Below are 18,997 nucleotides of genomic sequence, written 5' to 3' on the forward strand. Positions count from 1 at the left end.
CCGGGTCGGCGGCCCGATCGGGTGCGTCGGGCGAACACTTCAAGCCCGTAGTGTTTCGCCGGAACGAGATCGGGCACGACGACGATCATGCTGGCGCAGGTCACCGTGGTGGTGCCGACGATCGGGCGTCCCTCCCTCGACGTCCTGCTCGACGCGCTGGCCTCCTCGTCCGGTCCCCGCCCCGCCGAGCTGGTCCTGGTCGACGACCGCCCGGCGGGGGAGCCGCTGCGCCCGGAGCGGCCCGGTCTGCCGCCGGTCCGCGTCGTCCGCACCGGTGGCGGTGGCCCCGCTCGCGCCCGCAACCTCGGCTGGCGGACCGCCCGCACCCGGTGGATCGCCTTCCTGGACGACGACGTCGTCCCCGACCCCGACTGGTACGAGCGGCTCGCCGCCGACCTGGCCGACCTCCCGTCCGACGTGGCCGGCAGCCAGGGCCGCGTACGGGTGCCGCTGCCCGCGGACCGCCGGCCCACCGACTGGGAGCGCGGCACGGCGGGCCTGGCGACGTCGAGCTGGATCACCGCCGATCTCGCCTACCGCCGCGACGCCCTGGCCGCGGTCGGCGGCTTCGACGAGCGCTTCCCCCGCGCCTTCCGCGAGGACTCCGACCTGGCGCTGCGGGTCATGGGCACCGGCGCCCGGCTGGTACGCGGCGAGCGCTGGATCACCCACCCGGTGCGGCCCACCGGCCGCTGGACCAGCGTGCGCGTGCAGAAGGGCAACGCCGACGACGTCCTCATGCGCCGGCTGCACGGCGCCGACTGGCGGGCGCCGCACCGCGCGAACGCGCCGCTCGGCCGCCGCCCGCAGCACACCGCCGTCACCGCCGCCGCGCTGTCCGCCGTCGGGCTGGCCGCCGCACGGAGGCCACGGGCGGCCGCGCTCGCGGCGGCCGCGTGGCTGGCGGGCACCGCCGAGTTCGCCTGGAAGCGGATCGCCCCCGGGCCGCGCGACCGCGCCGAGGTCGGCACCATGCTGGCCACCAGCGCGCTCATCCCGCCGCTGGCCACCTGGCACTGGCTGAAGGGCGTCGTCCAGCACGCCGGCGTCCGCCCCTGGCGGGGACTGCCCGACCTCGTGCTCTTCGACCGCGACGGCACGCTCGTGCACGACTTCCCCTACAACGGCGACCCCGAGTGGGTCCGGCCGGTCGACGGTGCGAAGGAGGCGCTCGACGCGCTGCGCGCCCGCGGGGTGAAGGTCGGCGTGGTCAGCAACCAGTCCGGCGTCGCCCGCGGCCTGATCACCCGGGACGACGTCGACGCCTGCATGGCCCGGCTCGAGGAGCTGCTCGGCCCGTTCGACACCGTCCAGTACTGCCCGCACGGCCCGGACGACGGCTGCGACTGCCGCAAGCCCGCGCCCGGCATGGTCAAGGCGGCCTGCGCCGAGCTCGACGTGCACCCCGACCGCTGCGTGGTCATCGGCGACATCGCCGCCGACGTCGACGCCGCGGCCGCTGCCGGCGCGGTCGGGATCATGGTGCCCACCCCGGTCACCCGCCGGCAGGAGGTCGAGGCGGCGGCCCGCCGCGCGGAGACCCTGAGCGGCGCGGTCGAGCAGGTGCTGGCGGGGGAATGGTGACCCGCACGGTGCTCGTCGCCCGGCTCGACAACGCCGGCGACGTCCTGCTGCAGGGCCCGCTGGTGCGCGCCGTCGCGCACGGCGCCGACCGGGTGGTCCTCCTGGCCGGGCCGGCGGGGGCCGCGGCCGCCCGGCTGCTGCCCGGCGTCGACGAGGTCTGGACCTGGGCCTGCCCGTGGATCCTCGGCGACCCGCCGCCGGTCGACCCGGCCGACCTCGCCGCCCTCACCGACCGCGTCCGGGCGCTGGCGCCCGACGAGGCGGTCATCTCCACGTCGTTCCACCAGTCGCCCCTGCCCCTGGCGCTGGTGCTCCGCACCGCCGGCGTGCGGCGGATCAGCGCGATCAGCGTCGACTACCCCGGGACGCTGCTCGACGTCCGCCACCGCGTCGACGACGACCTGCCCGAGCCCGAGCGGGCGCTCTCCCTGGCCCGCGCGGCCGGGTTCGAGCTGCCGCCGGACGACGACGGACGGCTGGAGGTGCGCCGGCCCCTGCCCCCGGTCGCGCACGAACCCGGCTATGTCGTCGTCCACCCGGGTGCGTCCGTGCCGGCGCGGGCCTGGCCCGCCCACCGGTGCGCCGAGGCGGTCGAGGCGCTCGCCGACGCCGGCCACCGCGTGCTGGTCACCGGCGGGCCGGCCGAGCGGGAGCTGACCGCCGCCGTCGCCGGCACCCGCGGCGTCGACCTGGGCGGGGAGACCACGCTGGCCGAGATGGCGGCGCTGCTCGACGGCGCCGCCGCCGTCGTCGTCGGCAACACCGGCCCGGCGCACCTGGCCGCCGCCGTCGGGACGCCGGTCGTGTCGCTGTTCGCGCCGGTCGTGCCGCCCGAGCGGTGGGCGCCGTACGGCGTGCCGACCGTGCTGCTGGGCGACCAGTCCGCCGCCTGCGCCGGATCCCGGGCCCGCGAGTGCCCGGTGCCCGGCCACCCCTGCCTGACCTCGGTGACCGCGCAGGACGTCGTCGCCGCCGTCGAGAAGCTGGTGAGCGCATGAAGGTGCTGGTCTGGCACGTGCACGGCTCCTGGACGACGGCGTTCGTCCAGGGTCCCCACGAGTACCTGATCCCGGTGACCCCGGATCGCGGCGCCGACGGTCTCGGCCGCGCCCGCACCTGGGACTGGCCGGCGTCGGCCCGCGAGGTGACCCCCGAGCAGCTGCGCGACGAGCAGGTCGACGTCGTCGTGCTCCAGCGGGTGCGCGACCTGGAGCTGGTGCGCGAGTGGCTGGGGCGCGAGCCCGGCCGCGACCTGCCCGCCGTGTTCCTCGAGCACAACGCGCCCGGGCTGGAGCCCGACGCCGAGCCGGTGCCGTACACGCGGCACCCGATGGCCGACCAGGACGCCGTCCCGATCGCGCACGTCACCCACTTCAACCGGCTCTTCTACGACAACGGCCGGGCGCCGACGACGGTGATCGAGCACGGCATCGTCGACCCCGGCGAGCGGTGGACCGGCGAGCTGGCCCGCGCCGCCGTCGTCACCAACGAGCCGGTCCGCCGCGGCCGCACCGTCGGCGCGGACCTGCTGCCCGGCCTGGCCGCGGTGGCGCCGGTCGACGTCTTCGGCATGGGGCTGGCCGGCCTGCACGAGCAGCACGGCCTCGATCCCGAGCGCGTGCAGCTGTTCGACGACCCACCGCAGGCGGCGATGCACGCCGAGCTGGCCCGCCGCCGCGTCTACGTGCACCCCGTGCGCTGGACCTCGCTCGGCCTCTCGCTGCTGGAGGCGATGCACCTGGGCATGCCGGTGGTCGCGCTGGCCACCACCGAGGCGTTCGAGGCGGTGCCGCCGGAGGCCGGCGTGCTCTCGACCCGCCCCGAGCGGCTGTGGGAGGGCGTGCGCACCTTCCTGCACGACGCGGACGCCGCCCGGCTGGCCGGCAAGGCCGCCCGCGCCGCGGCACTGGAGCGCTACGGGCTGGACCGCTTCCTGGGTGACTGGGACGCGCTGCTGGGAGAGGTGACGCGGTGAGGATCGACCTGGTGTCGGAGCACGCCAGCCCGCTGGCCGCGATCGGCGGCGTCGACGCGGGCGGGCAGAACGTGCACGTGGCGGCCCTGGCCGCGGGGCTGGCGTCCCGCGGGCACGACGTCACGGTGCACACCCGCCGGGACGACGACGCGCTGCCCGAGCGCGTCGTCACGCAGGACGGCTACAACGTGGCGCACGTGCCGGCGGGCCCGGCGCGGGAGCTGCCCAAGGACGAGCTCCTGCGGCACATGCCGGAGTTCGCGGCCAACCTCCGGCGGACCTGGGCCGAGCACGCCCCGGACGTGGTGCACGCGCACTTCTGGATGAGCGGGCTGGCCTCGGTGGCCGCGGCGGGGCGCCCGGGGGTGGGTGGGGTGCCGATAGTGCAGACCTTCCACGCGCTGGGTGCGGTCAAGCGCCGGCACCAGGGCGCGGCCGACACCTCGCCGGCGAACCGGGTGGAGCTCGAGCGCTCGCTGTGCCGCACCGTCACGCACGTCGTCGCCACCTGCTCCGACGAGGTCTTCGAGCTGCGCCGGCTGGGCCTCGACGGCGACCGCGTCTCGGTCGTGCCCTGCGGCGTGGACACCTCGGTCTTCACCCCCGAGGGGCCGGTGGCCCCGCGCGGCGACCGGAAGCGGCTGCTGGTGCTGGGCCGGCTGGTCGAGCGCAAGGGGCAGGACGACGCCGTCCGCGCGCTGCGCGCGGTGCCCGACGCCGAGCTGGTCGTCGTCGGCGGGCCGGCGGTGGACGCGATCGACACCGATCCGGAGGTGCGCCGGCTGCGGGCGATCGCCGCCGAGGCGGGCGTGGCCGACCGGCTGGTCTTCGCCGGGTCGGTGGCGCGCGCCGACGTCCCCGCGTGGGTGCGCTCGGCCGACGTCGTCCTGGCCGTGCCCTGGTACGAGCCGTTCGGCATCACGCCGCTGGAGGCGATGGCCTGCGCCCGCCCGGTCGTGGCCACCGCGGTCGGCGGGCTGCAGGACACCGTCGTCCACGGCGTCACCGGCGATCTCGTGCCCCCGCGCGACCCCGAGCGGCTGGGCGAGGTCCTGGCCGCCCTGCTCGCCGATCCCGACCGGCGCGCCGCCTACGGCGAGGCCGGGCTGATGCGGGCGCGCAACCGCTACCGGTGGAGCCGCGTGGTCGCCGACACCGAATCCGTCTACCGGCAGGTGCTGACCAGCCGCCGTCTCGTGGAGGTCGCCCGATGAGCACCGCCCCGCACTCCTTCTTCGAGAACGTCGTGCACGACGTCCCGGAGCCGGGCACCTGCACGCACCTCACCGGCGCCGACCACGTGCGCTCGCTGCAGGCCGCGCTGCGCTCGCTGGACGGTCAGCTCGACGCGCTGGACCGGTGGGGGCGGACGCTGGCCGACGTGCTGTGCGGCGAGTCCCGTGGCCGGCTGCTGGCCGCGGGCAACGGCGGCAGCGCGGCGCAGGCCCAGCACCTCACCGCCGAGCTGGTCGGCCGCTACCGGGCCGACCGCCCGCCGTTCTCGGCGATCTGCCTCACCGCCGAGACCTCCTCGCTCACCGCGATCGCCAACGACTACCCGGCCGACGAGCTGTTCGCCCGCCAGGTCGAGGCGCACGGCCGGGCCGGCGACGTCCTGGTGCTGCTGTCCACCTCGGGCCGCTCGCCCAACGCCGTCGCCGCGGCCCGGCGGGCCCGCGAGTGCGGGATCACCACGTTCGCCCTGACCGGGCCGGCGCCCAACCCGCTGGCCGCGGCGGTCGACGACGCGGTCTGCATCGACTCCCCCTGGACGGCGACCGTGCAGGAGTGCCACCTGGTCGCGCTGCACCTGGTCTGCGCGGCGTTCGACGCCGCGGTGCTCGCCGCGCCGCCCCGGGTGCCGACCGGCCCGACCCTCGGGAGCGCCCGGTGAGCCGCCCGCTGGTGGTGGTCGGCGACGCGCTGCTCGACGTCGACCTGGTCGGCTCGGCGTCGCGGCTCACCCCCGACGCGCCGGTGCCGGTCGTCGAGGACGTCGAGCGCCGGGAACGGCCCGGCGGTGCGGCGCTGGCCGCGGTCATCGCCGCGTCGGCCACCGCCCGCGAGGTGGTGCTGGTCGCGCCGCTGGACTCCGACGACGGGGCGGCGCGGCTGCGCGAGCTGCTCGCGGGCCGGGTCCGGCTGGTGCCGATCCCGGCCACCGGCGGGACGGCCGTGAAGCAGCGGATCCGGGTCGGGGACCACTCGGTGGCCCGGCTGGACTCCGGCGCCCCGGTGGCGACCCTGGGAGCGCTGCCCGACGAGGCCGCGGCGGTGATCCGCGACGCGGCGGCGGTGCTCGTGGCCGACTACGGCCGGGGGACCACGGCGGCCCCGGACGTTCGGGCCGCGCTGGCCGGCGCCCGCGGCCCCGTCGTGTGGGACCCGCACCCGCGCGGGGCGGACCCGGTCCGCGGCGTCCGGCTGGTCACGCCCAACGCCGCCGAGGCCGCCCGGGTGGCGCCGGACGTCCCCGGGGAGGGGCTGGCGGCCGTCGGGACCCGGGCGGAGGCGCTGATCTCGCACTGGGGCGTCGGCGCGGTGGCGGTGACCATGGGCGCCCGCGGCACGCTGCTCTCCTACGGCTCCGGCGCCCCGATGGTCGTGCCCGCGGTCGCGGTCACCGGCGGGGATCCCTGCGGAGCCGGCGACTCCTTCGCTGCCGCCGCGGCGCTCGCGCTGGCCGACGGCGCGGTCACCGGCGAGGCCGTGGCCGCCGGCGTCGCCTTCGCGTCGGCGTTCGTGGCCCGCGGGGGCGCCTCCGCCTGGGACGCCGCCGACCGCGACGCGCCGAACGTGGTCGCCGAGCCCGGTGCCGAGGGCGTGATCGCGCGGGTGCGCGCGGCCGGCGGCACCGTGGTGGCCACCGGCGGCTGCTTCGACCTGCTGCACCCCGGCCACGTCGCCACGCTCCGGGCCGCCCGCGGCCTGGGCGACTGCCTGGTGGTGTGCATCAACTCCGACGACTCGGTGCGCCGGCTCAAGGGCCCGTCGCGGCCGTTGGTCACCGCCGCCGACCGGGCGCGGGTGCTGGAGGCGCTGGAGTTCGTCGACGCCGTCGTCGTGTTCGACGAGGACACCCCGTCGGAGGTGCTGGACCGGCTGCGCCCCGACGTCTGGGCCAAGGGCGGCGACTACGCGGGCGCGGAGCTGCCCGAGACCGAGGTGCTGCGCCGGTGGGGCGGCCAGGCCGTCGTCCTGCCGTACCTCGACGGCCACTCGACCACCGCCCTGGTCGAGCGCTCCCGTGTATGACAGCGGACCCCCTCGAACCCGCTGCCGGTACCGGGAGCTCGACCGCGCGCGTTCAGCTTTCTGCACCGAGAGCTGACGACGGCGGCCGGCCGGCGGCGGTCGTCCTCCGGCCGCTGGGGCTGGGGGACCTGCTCACCGGGGTGCCGGCGATCCGGGCGGTCCGCGCCGCCGTGCCCGAGCACCGGCTGGTCCTCGCCACCACCGAGCAGCTGCGCCCGCTGGCCGAGCTGATCGACGCCGTCGACGAGGTGCTGCCGGCCCGCGAGCTCGAGCCCCTGGACTGGAACGGGCCGCCGCCGGAGCTCGCCGTCGACCTGCACGGCAAGGGTCCGGCGTCGCACGTGGTGGTGGCCGACCTGCACCCGGCACGGCTGCTGACCTTCGACAGCCCCGGGTACCCCGGCCCGACCTGGTACCCCGACGAGCACGAGGTGCGCCGCTGGTGCCGGCTGGTCTCCGAGGGGCTCGGGGTCGAGGCCGATCCGGACGCGCTCGACCTCGCCGTGCCGCCGGTGCCGCCGCCCGTGCGCGACGTCGCGGTCGTCCACCCCGGTGCCGCCTACCCCGGGCGCCGCTGGCCACCGGCCCGGTTCGCCGCCGTCGCCCGGCACCTCGCCGACTCGGGGCACGACGTGCGGATCACCGGAGGGCCGGCCGAGGTGGAGCTGGCGCGGGAGGTCGCGGCCGCGGCGGGCCTGCCGGACGACGCGGTGCTGGCCGGCCGGACGACGTCGCTGGGGCTGGCCGCCGTGGTGGCCGCCGCCCGCGTGGTGGTGTGCGGCGACACCGGCGTCGCGCACCTGGCGACGGCCTACCGCCGTCCCTCCGTGGTGCTGTTCGGCCCGGTGTCACCCGCGCTGTGGGGACCGCCGCCGCGCGAGCAGCACGTCGTCCTCTGGCACGGCGACGGCACCGGCGATCCCTGGGGCGCCGAGCTCGACCCGGCGCTGGCCCGCATCACCGTCGACGAGGTCGTCACCGCCCTCGACGCCGTCCTGGCCCCGTCCGGAGGCTCGCCCCGAGCGTGCGAGGGGTGAGAGGGACGGGGTCCTTCATCAGCCGCGCTGGCGGAGGGCGTCGAAGAGCACGTCCTGCAGGTCGTTCTCGTCGACCGCGGAGTAGGCGGCGCCGCCGGTCGCGTCGGCGATGCGCTCCAGCGCGCTCAGGTCGGCCTCCGGGCCGAGGGCGATGCCGATGACCTTCACCGGGCGGTTGGCGTCCACCTCGGCGGCCAGCGTCTGGACCAGCGTCTCCAGGCCGATGCTGTCGGTGTCCTCGTCCTGCCCGTCGGTGATGATCACGACGCTGCTCACCGAGGTCGGGTCGAAGTCGGCCCGGGCCGCGCGGACGGCGGCCAGCGTGGTGTCGTAGAGGCCCGTCCCGCCGGGGGAGAGGCGCCCGGGGATCGTGTCCAGCTGGTCGGTGAGGACCTCGCGCTGGGTGGACCCGTTGACGTCGGCCTCGAGCGCCCGGGTGGGCACCAGCTGGGTCCAGTCCTGGGTGCTCTCCAGCTCGCGGGCGAAGACCCACAGCCCGATGGCGGAGCGGCCGGGGAACAGCGAGAGCGCGCTCTTCGCGGCGTCCCGGGCCAGGGTGGCGCGGGTGCCGCCACCCACGGCGGCCTCCATCGAGGTGCTCACGTCGAACACGGCCAGCAGCCGCGAGGGCTTGGCCAGGCTGGAGAGCCGGCCGAGCAGCCCCTGCACCTCCGCGGGATCGAGCTCCAGCGCCTGAGGCGCCTCCTGACGCGTGCCGGTGCGGTCGCCGGCCAGGGCGGGGGCGGACCCGTCGCCGGTGCGGAAGCCGGCCTCGCGCGCGGCCTCCTGCGCCGCCTCCGACGTGAGCGCCGCGACGACGGCGTCGACCGCCTCGGTCTCCTCGGGCGAGCCGACCCGCAGCACCGGGTAGTCCAGCGACGGCGAGCCCTCCGACGGGTAGACGGCGATGAGCAGCGGGTCCGGGTTGCCCTCGTTCCCCGCGTAGACCTCCTGCTCGCTCACCGGCACGAGGGCGGCGTCCTCCGCGCCGTCGGCCGCCTCGGCCAGGGCGTCGGCGGCGGCCGGTGCGCGGGAGGCCGAGAGCACGGCCTCGACGACGGCTTTGTCGGCGTCCTCGCCGCCGCCCAGGGAGCTGCGCACGGCGGCGAGGGCGGACAGGCCCTCCGCGCTCGCCGCGAGGTCGGGGACGGCGAGCGGGCGGTCGGTGGTGAGCGCCTGGCCCCACGTGGGGGGTGCGTTCGCCCAGCCGAGGGCGTCGACCGCGGCGCGCGAGGTGGCCAGCACGACGGGGGAGGAGGCCACCGCGCCGTCGGCGGAGAGCTCGGCACCCTCCGCGCGGGCCGACCACAGCGAGGAGTCGGGGATCCACACGTCGGGCAGCGCCTCGGCGTCCAGGGCGCCCAGGTCGCCCACGGTCTGCAGCGGCTCCTGGGCGGTCACCTGGGCCCGGACGCACTGCTCGGCCAGGGCCTCGTCGGACAGCAGCTCGCCGGCCAGCTCACCCAGCTCGGGCGCCACCGTGACGTCGACGACGGGCGGCGAGTCGCAGTCCTCGCCCCCGGCGGTGACCCACCAGGCGACCCCGCCGACGAGGAGCAGGAGGACCAGACCTGCGGCGATCAGGAGGACGGGCGGCGCCGGACGTCGGGTTGCGGTGGGATCGGCGTGGCGGCCCATGCTCGCTCTCTGTCATCGACTCGGTGGCAGTCGCGGCTCCCCCGAGACCGCGGCCCCCCAGAGTAGTGGGGCAGCCGCCACGGGGTCCAACGCTCCGCGTCACCTGCCGATGACGAAGGGTTAGCCGGCGCGCACCTCGAGGGCGCCGACCCGCTCCCGGAACCAGGCGACCGTGCGCCGCAGGCCCTCCTCGGAGGTCACCTCCGGCTGCCAGCCCAGCAGCTCCTGCGCCTTCGTGGTGTCGGGCCGGCGGACCTTGGGGTCGTCGACGGGGAGGTCGATGAAGTCGACGGGGGAGTCGGACCCCGTGAGCTCCACGATCCAGCGGGCCAGGGCGAGCATCGACAGCTCGTCGGGGTTGCCGATGTTCACCGGGCCCGCGTGCGGCGAGAACGCCATCGCCAGGATGCCGCGGACGGTGTCGTCGACGTAGCAGATGGAACGGGTCTGCGAGCCGTCGCCGGCGACGGTCAGCGGCCGGCCGGACAGCGCCTGGCCGACGAACGCGGGAATCGCGCGGCCGTCGTCGGCGCGCATGCGCGGCCCGTAGGTGTTGAAGATCCGGACGATGCCGGTGTCGGTGCCCTTCGACGTCCGGTAGGCGGTGGTCATCGCCTCGCTGAACCGCTTGGCCTCGTCGTAGACGCCGCGCGGGCCCACCGGGTTGACGTTGCCCCAGTACTCCTCGGTCTGCGGGTGCTGCAGCGGGTCGCCGTAGACCTCCGAGGTGGAGGCGAGGACGTAGCGGGCGCCCTTCTCGTGCGCCAGGCCCAGCGTGTGGAGGGTGCCGAGGCTGCCGACCTTGAGCGTCTCGATCGGCATCTTGAGGTAGTCGAGCGGGCTGGCCGGCGAGGCGAAGTGCAGGACGAGGTCGACCGGGCCGGGGACGTGCACGTAGTCGGTGACGTCGCAGCGCACCAGCCGGAACCGGGGGTGCTCCAGCAGGTGGACGACGTTCTCCGGGGAGCCGGTGAGGAAGTTGTCGAGCGCCACCACCTCGACGCCGCGGTCGAGCAGCTGCTCGCAGAGGTGCGAGCCGAGGAACCCGGCCCCTCCGGTGACCACCGCCCGGCGGATCGTGCGGACCTCGCGCACCGGCTGTGCCATCGCTGCTCCTCGTGCTTCCCGGGCGCCCCTGCGCACCCCTCCGTGCCGCCCCTACCCGGGCCGGCCGAGCGCACACACTTCGGCGGCGAAGTGTTCCCGCGGAACACGCGGACGGGCCGCCGGATCCTGGTGGATCCGACGGCCCGCCGTGGTGACGTGCTGGAACGGCCTCGTCCAGAGGCTCACCCCGAGCTTGCGAGGGATGAGTGGGACGAGGTCCTGCTATTCGTTGAAGGCGGGCTCGTCCGGGATGCCGTTCTCCGGCGGAGCCGTCTCCTCGCCGTCCCACTCCTCGATCTCGGCGTCGCCGATGTCGGTGATCATCACGGGACGGACCTCCTCGGCGGTGGTCCCGACGAGGCGGCTGATCGACATGCCACCGGTGCCCATGTGGCTGTCCTCGCTGTACCGGAAGGGTGCCAGGAGCGGGCCCTCCCACTCGGCGCCGACCGTCTCGATGGCCTCGACGAGGTCGTCGCGGGTCGGGTTCTGGCCGGCGGCCTGCAGCGCCTGGATGGTCGTGTAGGCCATCGACATGCCGTACAGCTTGTAGTTGGTCAGGTCGCTGCCGTCGCCGTTGGACTCCCAGATCTCCTGGAACTTCTGCACCCACGGGTCGTCGGGGGCGTCGACGGTCGGCAGGTAGTCGGTGGTCAGCATGCCGTCGAGCACGCTGGCGTCACCCACGGCGCCCTGCGAGAAGTTGGCCAGCAGCCGGCCGACCAGCTCGGTGTCCGACCCGACGTTCGAGTAGAACCACTGCGGGTCGTAGCCCAGCTGCAGCGCGGTCAGCTGCGACAGGGCGGTGTAGCTCGGCACGTTGAAGCCGACGACGAAGTCCGCCCCCGAGGCCTGGAGCTCGGCGATCTGCGGGCCGACGTTGGTGTTGCCCGGCGTGTAGCGCACCGCGGCCACGATCTGGTCGTCGATGTACTCGCGGACGCCGGCCTCGCCGTCCTCGCCGAAGTCGTCGTCCTGGAGGAAGAGACCGACCTTGGCATCCGGGAACTCCTCGGCGATGTACTGGCCGATGATCTTGCCCTCGGACATGTAGTCGGTCTGCCAGCCGAAGGTGTACGGGTTGGTCTCCGGGTCGTCGCCCCAGAGCAGCGAGCCCGACGACACGAACAGGTCCGGCACGCCCTCGCTGTTGAGGAAGTCCAGGACGGCGCTGTGGGTGGGGGTGCCCAGGCCGCCGACGATCGCGAAGACCTCGTCCTCGAGCACCAGCTGGTTGACGACCTGGCTGGTGTTGGTCGGGTTGTAGGCGTCGTCGCGGTAGATGTAGTCGATCTGCCGGTCGTACACGCCGCCGTTCTCGTTGACGTAGTCGAAGTAGGCGTCGACGCCGAGCGGGATCTCGCTGTAGCCCGGCGCGGCCACGCCGGTCAGCGGGTAGTGGGCACCGAGCTTGATCGAGTCCTCGGTGATGCCGATGTCGGAGGCCTCGTTGGCGCCACCGCCACCGCCGCCACCACCGCTGTCGTCGTCACCGCCGCCGCAGGCGGCGACGGAGGACACGACGGTGGCGGCCGCGAAGAGCGACACGAGACGTCGGGAGGATCTGGACAACAGTTCTCCTCTGGTGCGGCCCGGGCATCGGTGCCCGGGAGTCGGGTTGGGGGGGAGCGGCCGGGGTCGGCGGGTCGATCGGGTCGTCCTCACCCCCTGCTCGTCGAACCGGCGGAGGCGGCCATCGCGCGCTTGGCCCGCATCGTGAGCCAGCGCATGCGGATGGTGCCGACGAAGCCGGCGGGGGCGAAGAGCATCGCCGCCACCAGGACGACGCCGTAGACGAACGGCGCGAGCTGCGCGGCCTCGGTGCTGTTCAGGCCCCACTCGGTGCCCAGGTCGGTGACGAACGGCGGGAGGAAGACCAGCAGCGCCGAGCCGAGCAGGGCGCCGAGCAGGCTGCCGAGGCCGCCGAGCACGATGGCGGTGAGCAGCGAGAGCGAGAGCACCAGGGTGAAGCCGCTGGGGGCGGCCAGCCGCACCACGATGGCGAGCACCCCGCCGGCCAGGCCCGCGGCGCAGGCGCTGACGGTGAACGCCAGCACCCGCCACGTGCCGAGGTTGATCCCGGCCAGCTCCGCGGCCACGTCCTGGTCACGCACCGCGCGCCAGGTGCGGCCGATCCGGCTGCGCACCAGGTTGGCGAGGAAGAAGTAGGTGATCAGCAGGCAGACGACGCCCACGTAGGCCAGCCACTTGGTCCCCGAGGCGGGGTTGCCCGAGACGGTGTCGATGAAGCTGGTGAACCACTCCGGGGCGCGCGGCGCGCGCACGGTCATGCCCTGCTCGCCGCCGAACGTGTCGTGGAAGTAGATCGCCAGGCCGGGCAGCCCGACGGCCAGGGCCAGGGTCGCGCCGGCGAGGTAGGGCCCGTGCAACCGGGCGGCCGCCACCCCGACGATCGCGCCGACGACGGTCGCGGCCAGCGCCGCCAGCAGCAGGATCAGCGGCAGGGGCAGGGGGTCCTCGCCGCGCTCGACGTCGAGCATCAGCGCGGTCGTGTACGCGCCGACGGCCATGAGCGCGCCGTGCCCGAGCGAGATCTGGCCGTTGAGCCCGGTGAGCAGGGTCAGGCCGCCGGCGGCGATGGCGTAGTAGGACAGCGTCGCGAACTGGGAGTTGCGGAACGGCGAGGTGGACTCGAGCAGGATCACCGCGCCCACCGCGCACACGACGAGCACCAGCAGGTGGCGCAGCAGGGTCGACTTCGGCAGGAAGCTGCGCCCACCGGTGGCCTGCGCGGACGGTGCGTTGGCCGCCGCGGTGGCGGTGACGGGCGCCTCGTCGGTGGCGGCGCCGGCGCCGGAGGGGGTCTGGGAGTCGGTCATCGTCATGCCCTCCGAGCCACGCTGCTGGCGAACAGGCCGCCGGGTCGCACCAGGAGCACGACCATGAGGATCACCAGCGCGCTGACGTTGACCAGCGCGCTGCCGCGCTCGACGTAGCCGCTGACGTAGGACAGCGCCAGGCCGAGGATGAGCCCGCCGACGATCGCGCCGACCGGCGAGTCGAGCCCGCCGAGCACGGCGGCGACGAAGCCGAAGACGATCAGGCTGTCCATGTAGGCCGGGTAGACGAACTCGCCGCCGGCGATGAGCAGGCCGGCCAGCGAGCCGACGACCGCCGCCAGCGCCCAGCCGAGGGTCAGCATGCGGCCGACCTTGACGCCGAGCAGCCGGGCGACCTCCTGGCCGAAGGCCGAGGCGCGCATGGCCAGCCCGACCCGGGTGAACCGGAAGAGCGCGATCAGCAGCGCCATCGTGACCACGACGGCGCCGATGACGAAGACGCTGTTCGGGGTGAAGGCGATGCGGGAGTCGCCGACCTGGAAGCCCTCCAGCCCGAAGGGGGCGGGGAAGGACTCGAAGGATGAACCCCAGATGATCGCGATCAGCGCCTGGATGGCGACGAAGAGCCCGAGCGTGACGATGACGGCGTTGAGCTCCGGCCCGCCCTCGACCGGGCGGATGACGACCCGCTCGACGACCGCGCCGAGGACGAACCCGGAGGCCAGTGCCACGATCAGCGCCACCCAGTAGGACTGGCCGTTCTGGATCAGCGACAGGGCGATGAACGCGGTGGCCGCGGCCATCGAGCCCTGCGCGAAGTTGACGATGCGGGTCGAGCGCCAGATCAGCACCAGGGCGAGGGCGAAGGCCGCGTAGACCATGCCCTCGGTCAACCCGGTGAGGGTGACGTTCACGAACTTCTCCACGAAGGAGCGCCTTCCTGCTGCGGGGAGTGGGGCAGATCGGGTGGGTGGGTCAGAAGCCCAGGTAGGCGTGCCGGAGGTCCTCGTCGGCCATCAACGTGCGGGCGTCGTCGGTGACGACGACGCGACCGAGGTTGAGGACGACGCCGACGTCGGCGACCGACAGCGCGCTGCGTGCGTTCTGCTCGACGAGCAGCACCGACAGCCCCTCGCGGTCGACCAGCTGGCGCAGCAGCCCGAAGATCTGCGCGACGATCCGCGGGGCCAGGCCCAGCGACGGCTCGTCCAGCAGCAGGATCCTCGGGTTGGCCAGCAGCGCACGGCCGATGACGAGCATCTGCCGCTCGCCGCCGGAGAGGGTGTGCGCGTGGTTGTTGCGCCGCTCGGCGATGCGCGGGAAGAGGTCGTAGATCCGGTCGAACTCGTCCTTGCCGACCTTGCCGCGGAACAGCGAGCCCACGCGGAGGTTCTCGTCGACGGTCAGCTCGGCGATGACGCCCCGACCCTCGGGCACGTGCGCCATGCCCTTGCCGACCATCGCCTCGACCGGCGCCTTGGTGATGTCCTCGCCGTTCAGCCGGACGGTGCCCGACGTCGGGCGGACCAGCCCGCTGATCGTGCGCAGCAGCGTCGTCTTCCCGGCGCCGTTGGCCCCGAGGACGGCGGTGATCCGCCCGGCGTCGGCGCGCAGCGAGACGCCGTCCAGCGCGCGCACGGGCCCGTAGGAGGAGGTGAGCCCCTCGACCTCGAGCACCGGCCCGGTGGTGGCCCCGCCGCGGGCGGAGAGGGCGGTGGCGCCGTGCGGCTCAGCCATGGGTGCGGCCTCCGTCCGTGCGGGTGGGGTGGCCGGTCAGCGCCGCGGCGTCCGCCTCGACGTCGACGTCGTCGCCGAGGTAGGCCTCGGTGACCGCCGGGTCGGCCTGGACCTCGGCGGGCGTGCCGGCGGCGATCTGCTTGCCGGAATCGAGGACGGTGATGCGGTCGCAGACGCGCATGACCAGGTCCATGTGGTGCTCGACGAGCAGCACGCTCATCCGGGTGCACACCGAGCGGATGAGGTCGCCCAGCTCGTGCATCTCGTCCTCGGACAGGCCGCTGGCCGGCTCGTCGAGGAGCAGCAGGTCGGGTTCGGCCACCAGCGCCCGGGCCAGCGCGACCCGCTTCTGCACGGGGTACGGGAGGCTGCCCGGGTAGCGCCCGGCGTAGCCCTCCGCGCCCAGCTCGGCGAGCGCGGCGCCGGCGCGCTCGCGCAACCGGCGCTCGTCGGCGTCGGAGGCGGGCAGCGCGACCAGGGCGGAGAAGAAGCCCGCCTTCGCGTGCCGGTGCGCCCCGACCATCACGTTCTCGAGCACCGTGAGGCCGGGGAACAGGCCGACGCCCTGCAGCGTGCGGGCGATCCCGAGCCGGGTGAGCTTGCTGGGCTGGAGCCGGCGCAGCTGCTCACCGCGCCAGGTGATCGTCCCGGCGCTCGGGCGGACGAGGCCGCAGGCGACGTTGAACAGCGTCGTCTTGCCCGCGCCGTTCGGCCCGATGAGGCCGTGGACCTGCCCGGGCTCCACCGTCAGCGAGACGTCGGAGAGCGCGGTGACGCCGCCGAAGGCGACGCTGATGCCGCTCAGCTCGAGGCGGGAAGTGGGCGTTCGGTGCTCGTGTGGCTGGCTGCCGGGGTGCGGAGGCGGCTGCGCCAAGGGGCCCACTGCTCCTCTTCGTCGGGGAGCGCCGACCGGCAGGCCGGTCGGCGTCGATTGGGTCACAGGTACGTCCCGCTGAGACTGCCCGCCCGTGGTGGCGGTCACAATGGGCTGACCGCACAGTCCTGGCCCGGCCGTGTTGTGCTGTGTGCGGCGCGTCACGAGAGGAGGGGATCGAGTGCAGGCCTTCCGGCCGGAGGTTGCCGAGCGGCTCCGTGAGCTGAGCCCGCTCCTGCTCGACCAGCTCGACTCGATGACCGAGCGGATGGTCGAGGTGCTGGTCCGCACCGAGCCGTCCTACCGGGAGCTCGTCGCGCACTCGCCGGACGAGCTGCGCTGCTCCACCCGCGCCAACCTCGAGGGCGGCCTGCGCACCCTCATCGGCACCGGCTCGGGCCGTGGCCGGCCGGCGGTGGCCGACGCCCGCGAGGTGGGCCGCCGGCGCGCGGCGCAGGGCATCCCGCTCGAGGCGGTGCTGCGCGCCTACCGGCTCGGCGGGCAGGTCACCTGGGAGGCGCTGCTGACGGTGTCCCGCCAGGGCGGGGGGCGGCACGACACCCTGCTGCTCGAGGTGGCCGGCTCCGTCTGGCGCACCAACGACGCGGAGTGCGCCGCGCTCGCCGAGGGCTACCGCGAGGAGCAGCGGCGGCTGGCCGGCGTCGACGAGGAGGCCCGCCAGCAGGTGCTCGACGGGCTGCTCGACGGCCGCGGCGGCGACCCGGCGTTCGTGCGCACCGCCTCCGAGCTGCTCGCCGTCCCGCTGGACGGCCGGCTGATGGCGGTGGTCGCGCTGCCCGGTCCGGACGGGGGCCCGGCGCTGGACGCTCCCGGCAGCGCGCTGCTCAAGCGCGGGGTGCGCTCGGTGTGGGGGCTGCGGTCCGGGGCGCAGGTGGGCATCGTCGCGCTCGGCGCGCTGGGGTCGGGGGAGGTGCTCGCCTGGCTGCAGGCGGTCGCCGTCGGACCGGTCGGGGTCTCCGCGGTCGTCGACGGCGCGGCGGCCGCGGGCTCGGCCTACCGGCTGGCCGAGACCGCGGCGCGCACGCTGCCGCCCGAGGCGCGGCGGGTCGTGACGATCGACGAGCGGCTGCCCGAGGCGCTGCTGAGCAACTCGCCGGAGATCAGCTCGCGGCTGGTGCGGCAGTCGCTGGGCGGGCTGCTGGAGCTGCCGGTCGACGAGCGCACAGTGCTGCTGGACACGCTGTCGGCGGTGCTGGCCTGCGACGGCTCGCCGACCCGGGCGGCCGACGAGCTGTACTGCCACCGCAACACCGTCATGCACCGGCTGCGCCGGATCGAGTCGGTGACCGGCCGGAAGTTGGCCGATCCGCGCACCCGGCTGCTGTGGCAGCTGGCGCTGCTCGGCACCGAGCAGCGCCCCGCCCGCCGCTCTGCCTAGCTAGGAGTCGTCCGAGTGGGGCGAGCCGTAGTTCACCGCGGCGCCCTCTTCGTCATCTAGGACCCACCAAGCGTCGATGGAGTCGACCTCGACGATCAGGTTCTCCAGTGCGATCGGCGTTCCGCCAGGAGGCGTCAGCGAGGCCTGCTGAAACGCGAGACGAGACGCGCTGGCCGCCGCTTTGGTGACGCGCGGGACGTCAGCCAGCCTGACGTCGTCGATGCTGAAATCACCATCACTTTCGTCGTAGTACCGGTCGAAGACCTCGCGGTCCTGAGCCCTGCGCTCGGCTCGGCGTTCATCCTGCCTTTGAAGCGCCTGCGTGGCAGTCGACGATGTCTCCGCTGGCCAGTTCGGAAAGAAGGCGCCCACCGCGCGCTCGACTGCAGCGCTAGCCGATTCGGTGAACTGACTGTCCGGCCCGATGACGCCGCGGATGATGGACCCGTTGACGAGGACGCCGACAGCGACAGGGATGCCGGACGACCCGAGCGTGGCCATCAAGTCCAAGCGGTGGTCGGGTTCGCTCGCGTACCACTGGCGATCGAGCCGCTTAATGAGAGCGCTGGCGTCTGTGGCTTCGTTAGAAGGAGGCACGCGTCAGCCTCTGCAGTTCGACGATGTCGGTCCTGACCGGAAAGGCGATCACAGCGGCTCGACGCTCCGTCGGGAGCTTCCTGCGCGAGACGGCGGAGTCAAGCCGCTCGATGACCCACGTGCGCATGAGCTGGCTTGGGGCGATTCCTCGGGCCGCAGCTACCGTGCGCAGTTCTTCCAACCTGTCGGTAGGGATGCGAATCGAGTAGACCTGCGATGGTTCCTTCGGCGGCCGGACGGCGACAGCGGGGGCGTCGTCATCGACGTCCTCGAGGTCGATGATGGCCGCGAGCATCTCGCGGTCCCGCTTACTCACTCTGACCTCCCTGTATGTAAAGACGCCTGTCTGCGTTGTTCGCAGTCACCCCGGAACCGCCGTTCCAGGTTCTGCCATGTGGATCGTCCGACCAGATCCAGACCTTGAGCACCTCTCCTCGTCCGAAGGCAGATGGGGAGAATCCCACTACTTTCAGGGAAGCTGTCTCTGGCTTGTCGGCGCCGGCCACGCGGACGATGCGTCGAGGATCAAGCGCTGCTTCCGTGCACCACTCCGGCTCCAGCGAGGGCTGACCGTGCTGTCGTTGCGGGCGTGAGCGGACATGGTCGCTCGCCTCCTCGGACCACGCGATGCCATCAATCTGCAATGCCGCGAGGTCGACCCCCTTGTATTGGGGTCGACCTTCCACGCAGGCAAGTATTACGTCGTAATACGGAGCTGGCAAGCGGCTACTGGAGATAGGTCTCCACGGTGCGCTCCGGGCGGACCTCTGCCTCGTCGGGGTCCTCGTCGTACTGCCGCTTGGCCCGGCGCTGCCGCAGCAGGTCCCAGCACTGGTCCAGGTCGGCCTCGAGCTTGCTCATCCGGGCGCGGGTGTCGTCGGTGTGCTCGGCGCTGTCGCGGAGCTTGTGCTCCTCGTCGACCAGCGCGTGGATGCGGCTCAGGATGTCGGTCTCGTCCATGCCGTCGATGCTGCCCCCTGCCGGGGTCGTGAA

Annotated in this window: 18 protein-coding genes; 8 read left to right on the top strand and 10 right to left on the bottom strand. The window is 74.4% G+C overall.

Translation table 11 applies throughout. The features are described from left to right. Positions 1-87 precede the first annotated feature (87 nt). From DQ241_RS17975 to DQ241_RS18005, 7 genes are read left to right on the top strand one after another with little or no spacing between them, the layout of a single operon-like run. Positions 88-1,584: an HAD-IIIA family hydrolase gene (locus DQ241_RS17975; protein ID WP_113831579.1), complete on the top strand. Its 1,497-nt coding sequence runs from the start codon at positions 88-90 to the stop codon at positions 1,582-1,584. Further along, on the top strand, positions 1,578-2,582 hold the full coding sequence (locus tag DQ241_RS17980) for a glycosyltransferase family 9 protein (RefSeq protein ID WP_113831580.1): 1,005 nt from the start codon (positions 1,578-1,580) through the stop codon (positions 2,580-2,582). Before DQ241_RS17975 ends, DQ241_RS17980 begins: the two co-directional genes overlap by 7 nt. Then, a complete protein-coding gene (locus tag DQ241_RS17985; protein ID WP_113831581.1) occupies positions 2,579-3,559 on the top strand; it encodes a glycosyltransferase in 981 nt (326 codons plus the stop codon). The genes DQ241_RS17980 and DQ241_RS17985 overlap by 4 nt, the downstream gene beginning before the upstream one ends. Then, entirely contained in the window at positions 3,556-4,773 is a 1,218-nt protein-coding gene (locus DQ241_RS17990; protein WP_113831582.1) for a glycosyltransferase, read from the top strand. The genes DQ241_RS17985 and DQ241_RS17990 overlap by 4 nt, the downstream gene beginning before the upstream one ends. Further along, on the top strand, positions 4,770-5,453 hold the full coding sequence (locus DQ241_RS17995) for an SIS domain-containing protein (RefSeq protein WP_113831583.1): 684 nt from the start codon (positions 4,770-4,772) through the stop codon (positions 5,451-5,453). The genes DQ241_RS17990 and DQ241_RS17995 overlap by 4 nt, the downstream gene beginning before the upstream one ends. After that, positions 5,450-6,814: a D-glycero-beta-D-manno-heptose 1-phosphate adenylyltransferase gene (gene rfaE2, locus DQ241_RS18000; protein WP_113831584.1), complete on the top strand. Its 1,365-nt coding sequence runs from the start codon at positions 5,450-5,452 to the stop codon at positions 6,812-6,814. Before DQ241_RS17995 ends, rfaE2 begins: the two co-directional genes overlap by 4 nt. Next, entirely contained in the window at positions 6,811-7,851 is a 1,041-nt protein-coding gene (locus DQ241_RS18005) for a glycosyltransferase family 9 protein (protein WP_113831585.1), read from the top strand. The genes rfaE2 and DQ241_RS18005 overlap by 4 nt, the downstream gene beginning before the upstream one ends. An 18-nt stretch (positions 7,852-7,869) precedes the next feature. On the opposite strand, the gene DQ241_RS18010 is transcribed toward DQ241_RS18005, so the two are convergent. The 7 genes from DQ241_RS18010 to DQ241_RS18040 form a co-directional block, all read right to left on the bottom strand. Continuing rightward, the gene (locus DQ241_RS18010) at positions 7,870-9,489 is read right to left on the bottom strand and encodes a substrate-binding domain-containing protein (protein ID WP_113831586.1); all 1,620 of its coding nucleotides are present in this window, start codon (positions 9,487-9,489) and stop codon (positions 7,870-7,872) included. A gap of 120 nt (positions 9,490-9,609) precedes the next feature. Further along, a complete protein-coding gene (locus DQ241_RS18015) occupies positions 9,610-10,596 on the bottom strand; it encodes a UDP-glucuronic acid decarboxylase family protein (RefSeq protein WP_113831587.1) in 987 nt (328 codons plus the stop codon). A 222-nt stretch (positions 10,597-10,818) separates the two neighbouring features. Further along, on the bottom strand, positions 10,819-12,168 hold the full coding sequence (locus tag DQ241_RS18020; RefSeq protein ID WP_233492537.1) for an ABC transporter substrate-binding protein: 1,350 nt from the start codon (positions 12,166-12,168) through the stop codon (positions 10,819-10,821). A gap of 89 nt (positions 12,169-12,257) precedes the next feature. Then, positions 12,258-13,436, bottom strand: a complete 1,179-nt coding sequence (locus DQ241_RS18025) for a branched-chain amino acid ABC transporter permease (protein WP_113831589.1) — start codon at positions 13,434-13,436, stop codon at positions 12,258-12,260. A 2-nt stretch (positions 13,437-13,438) separates the two neighbouring features. Further along, complete coding sequence (locus DQ241_RS18030) at positions 13,439-14,323, bottom strand: branched-chain amino acid ABC transporter permease (protein WP_113831590.1); 885 nt, start codon at positions 14,321-14,323, stop codon at positions 13,439-13,441. A gap of 49 nt (positions 14,324-14,372) precedes the next feature. Next, the gene (locus DQ241_RS18035; RefSeq protein WP_113831591.1) at positions 14,373-15,134 is read right to left on the bottom strand and encodes an ABC transporter ATP-binding protein; all 762 of its coding nucleotides are present in this window, start codon (positions 15,132-15,134) and stop codon (positions 14,373-14,375) included. After that, a complete protein-coding gene (locus DQ241_RS18040) occupies positions 15,127-16,017 on the bottom strand; it encodes an ABC transporter ATP-binding protein (RefSeq protein ID WP_113831592.1) in 891 nt (296 codons plus the stop codon). Before DQ241_RS18040 ends, DQ241_RS18035 begins: the two co-directional genes overlap by 8 nt. Before the next feature lie 172 nt (positions 16,018-16,189). Between DQ241_RS18040 and DQ241_RS18045 the strand changes: the two genes are divergently transcribed. Next, positions 16,190-17,407, top strand: a complete 1,218-nt coding sequence (locus DQ241_RS18045; RefSeq protein ID WP_113831593.1) for a CdaR family transcriptional regulator — start codon at positions 16,190-16,192, stop codon at positions 17,405-17,407. Here the strand turns inward: DQ241_RS18045 and DQ241_RS18050 are convergent, their stop codons facing one another. The 3 genes from DQ241_RS18050 to DQ241_RS18060 form a co-directional block, all read right to left on the bottom strand. After that, positions 17,408-17,908, bottom strand: coding sequence for a hypothetical protein (locus DQ241_RS18050; RefSeq protein ID WP_147252404.1), 501 nt, complete (start codon positions 17,906-17,908; stop codon positions 17,408-17,410). Positions 17,909-17,990: 82 nt separating this feature from the next. Then, positions 17,991-18,320, bottom strand: a complete 330-nt coding sequence (locus tag DQ241_RS18055; RefSeq protein ID WP_113831595.1) for a hypothetical protein — start codon at positions 18,318-18,320, stop codon at positions 17,991-17,993. Between the two features lie 410 nt (positions 18,321-18,730). Further along, complete coding sequence (locus DQ241_RS18060) at positions 18,731-18,964, bottom strand: DUF2630 family protein (RefSeq protein WP_113831596.1); 234 nt, start codon at positions 18,962-18,964, stop codon at positions 18,731-18,733. Positions 18,965-18,997 lie beyond the last annotated feature (33 nt).

The organism is Blastococcus sp. TF02A-30, from assembly GCF_003319185.1.
GTDB lineage: Bacteria > Actinomycetota > Actinomycetes > Mycobacteriales > Geodermatophilaceae > Blastococcus.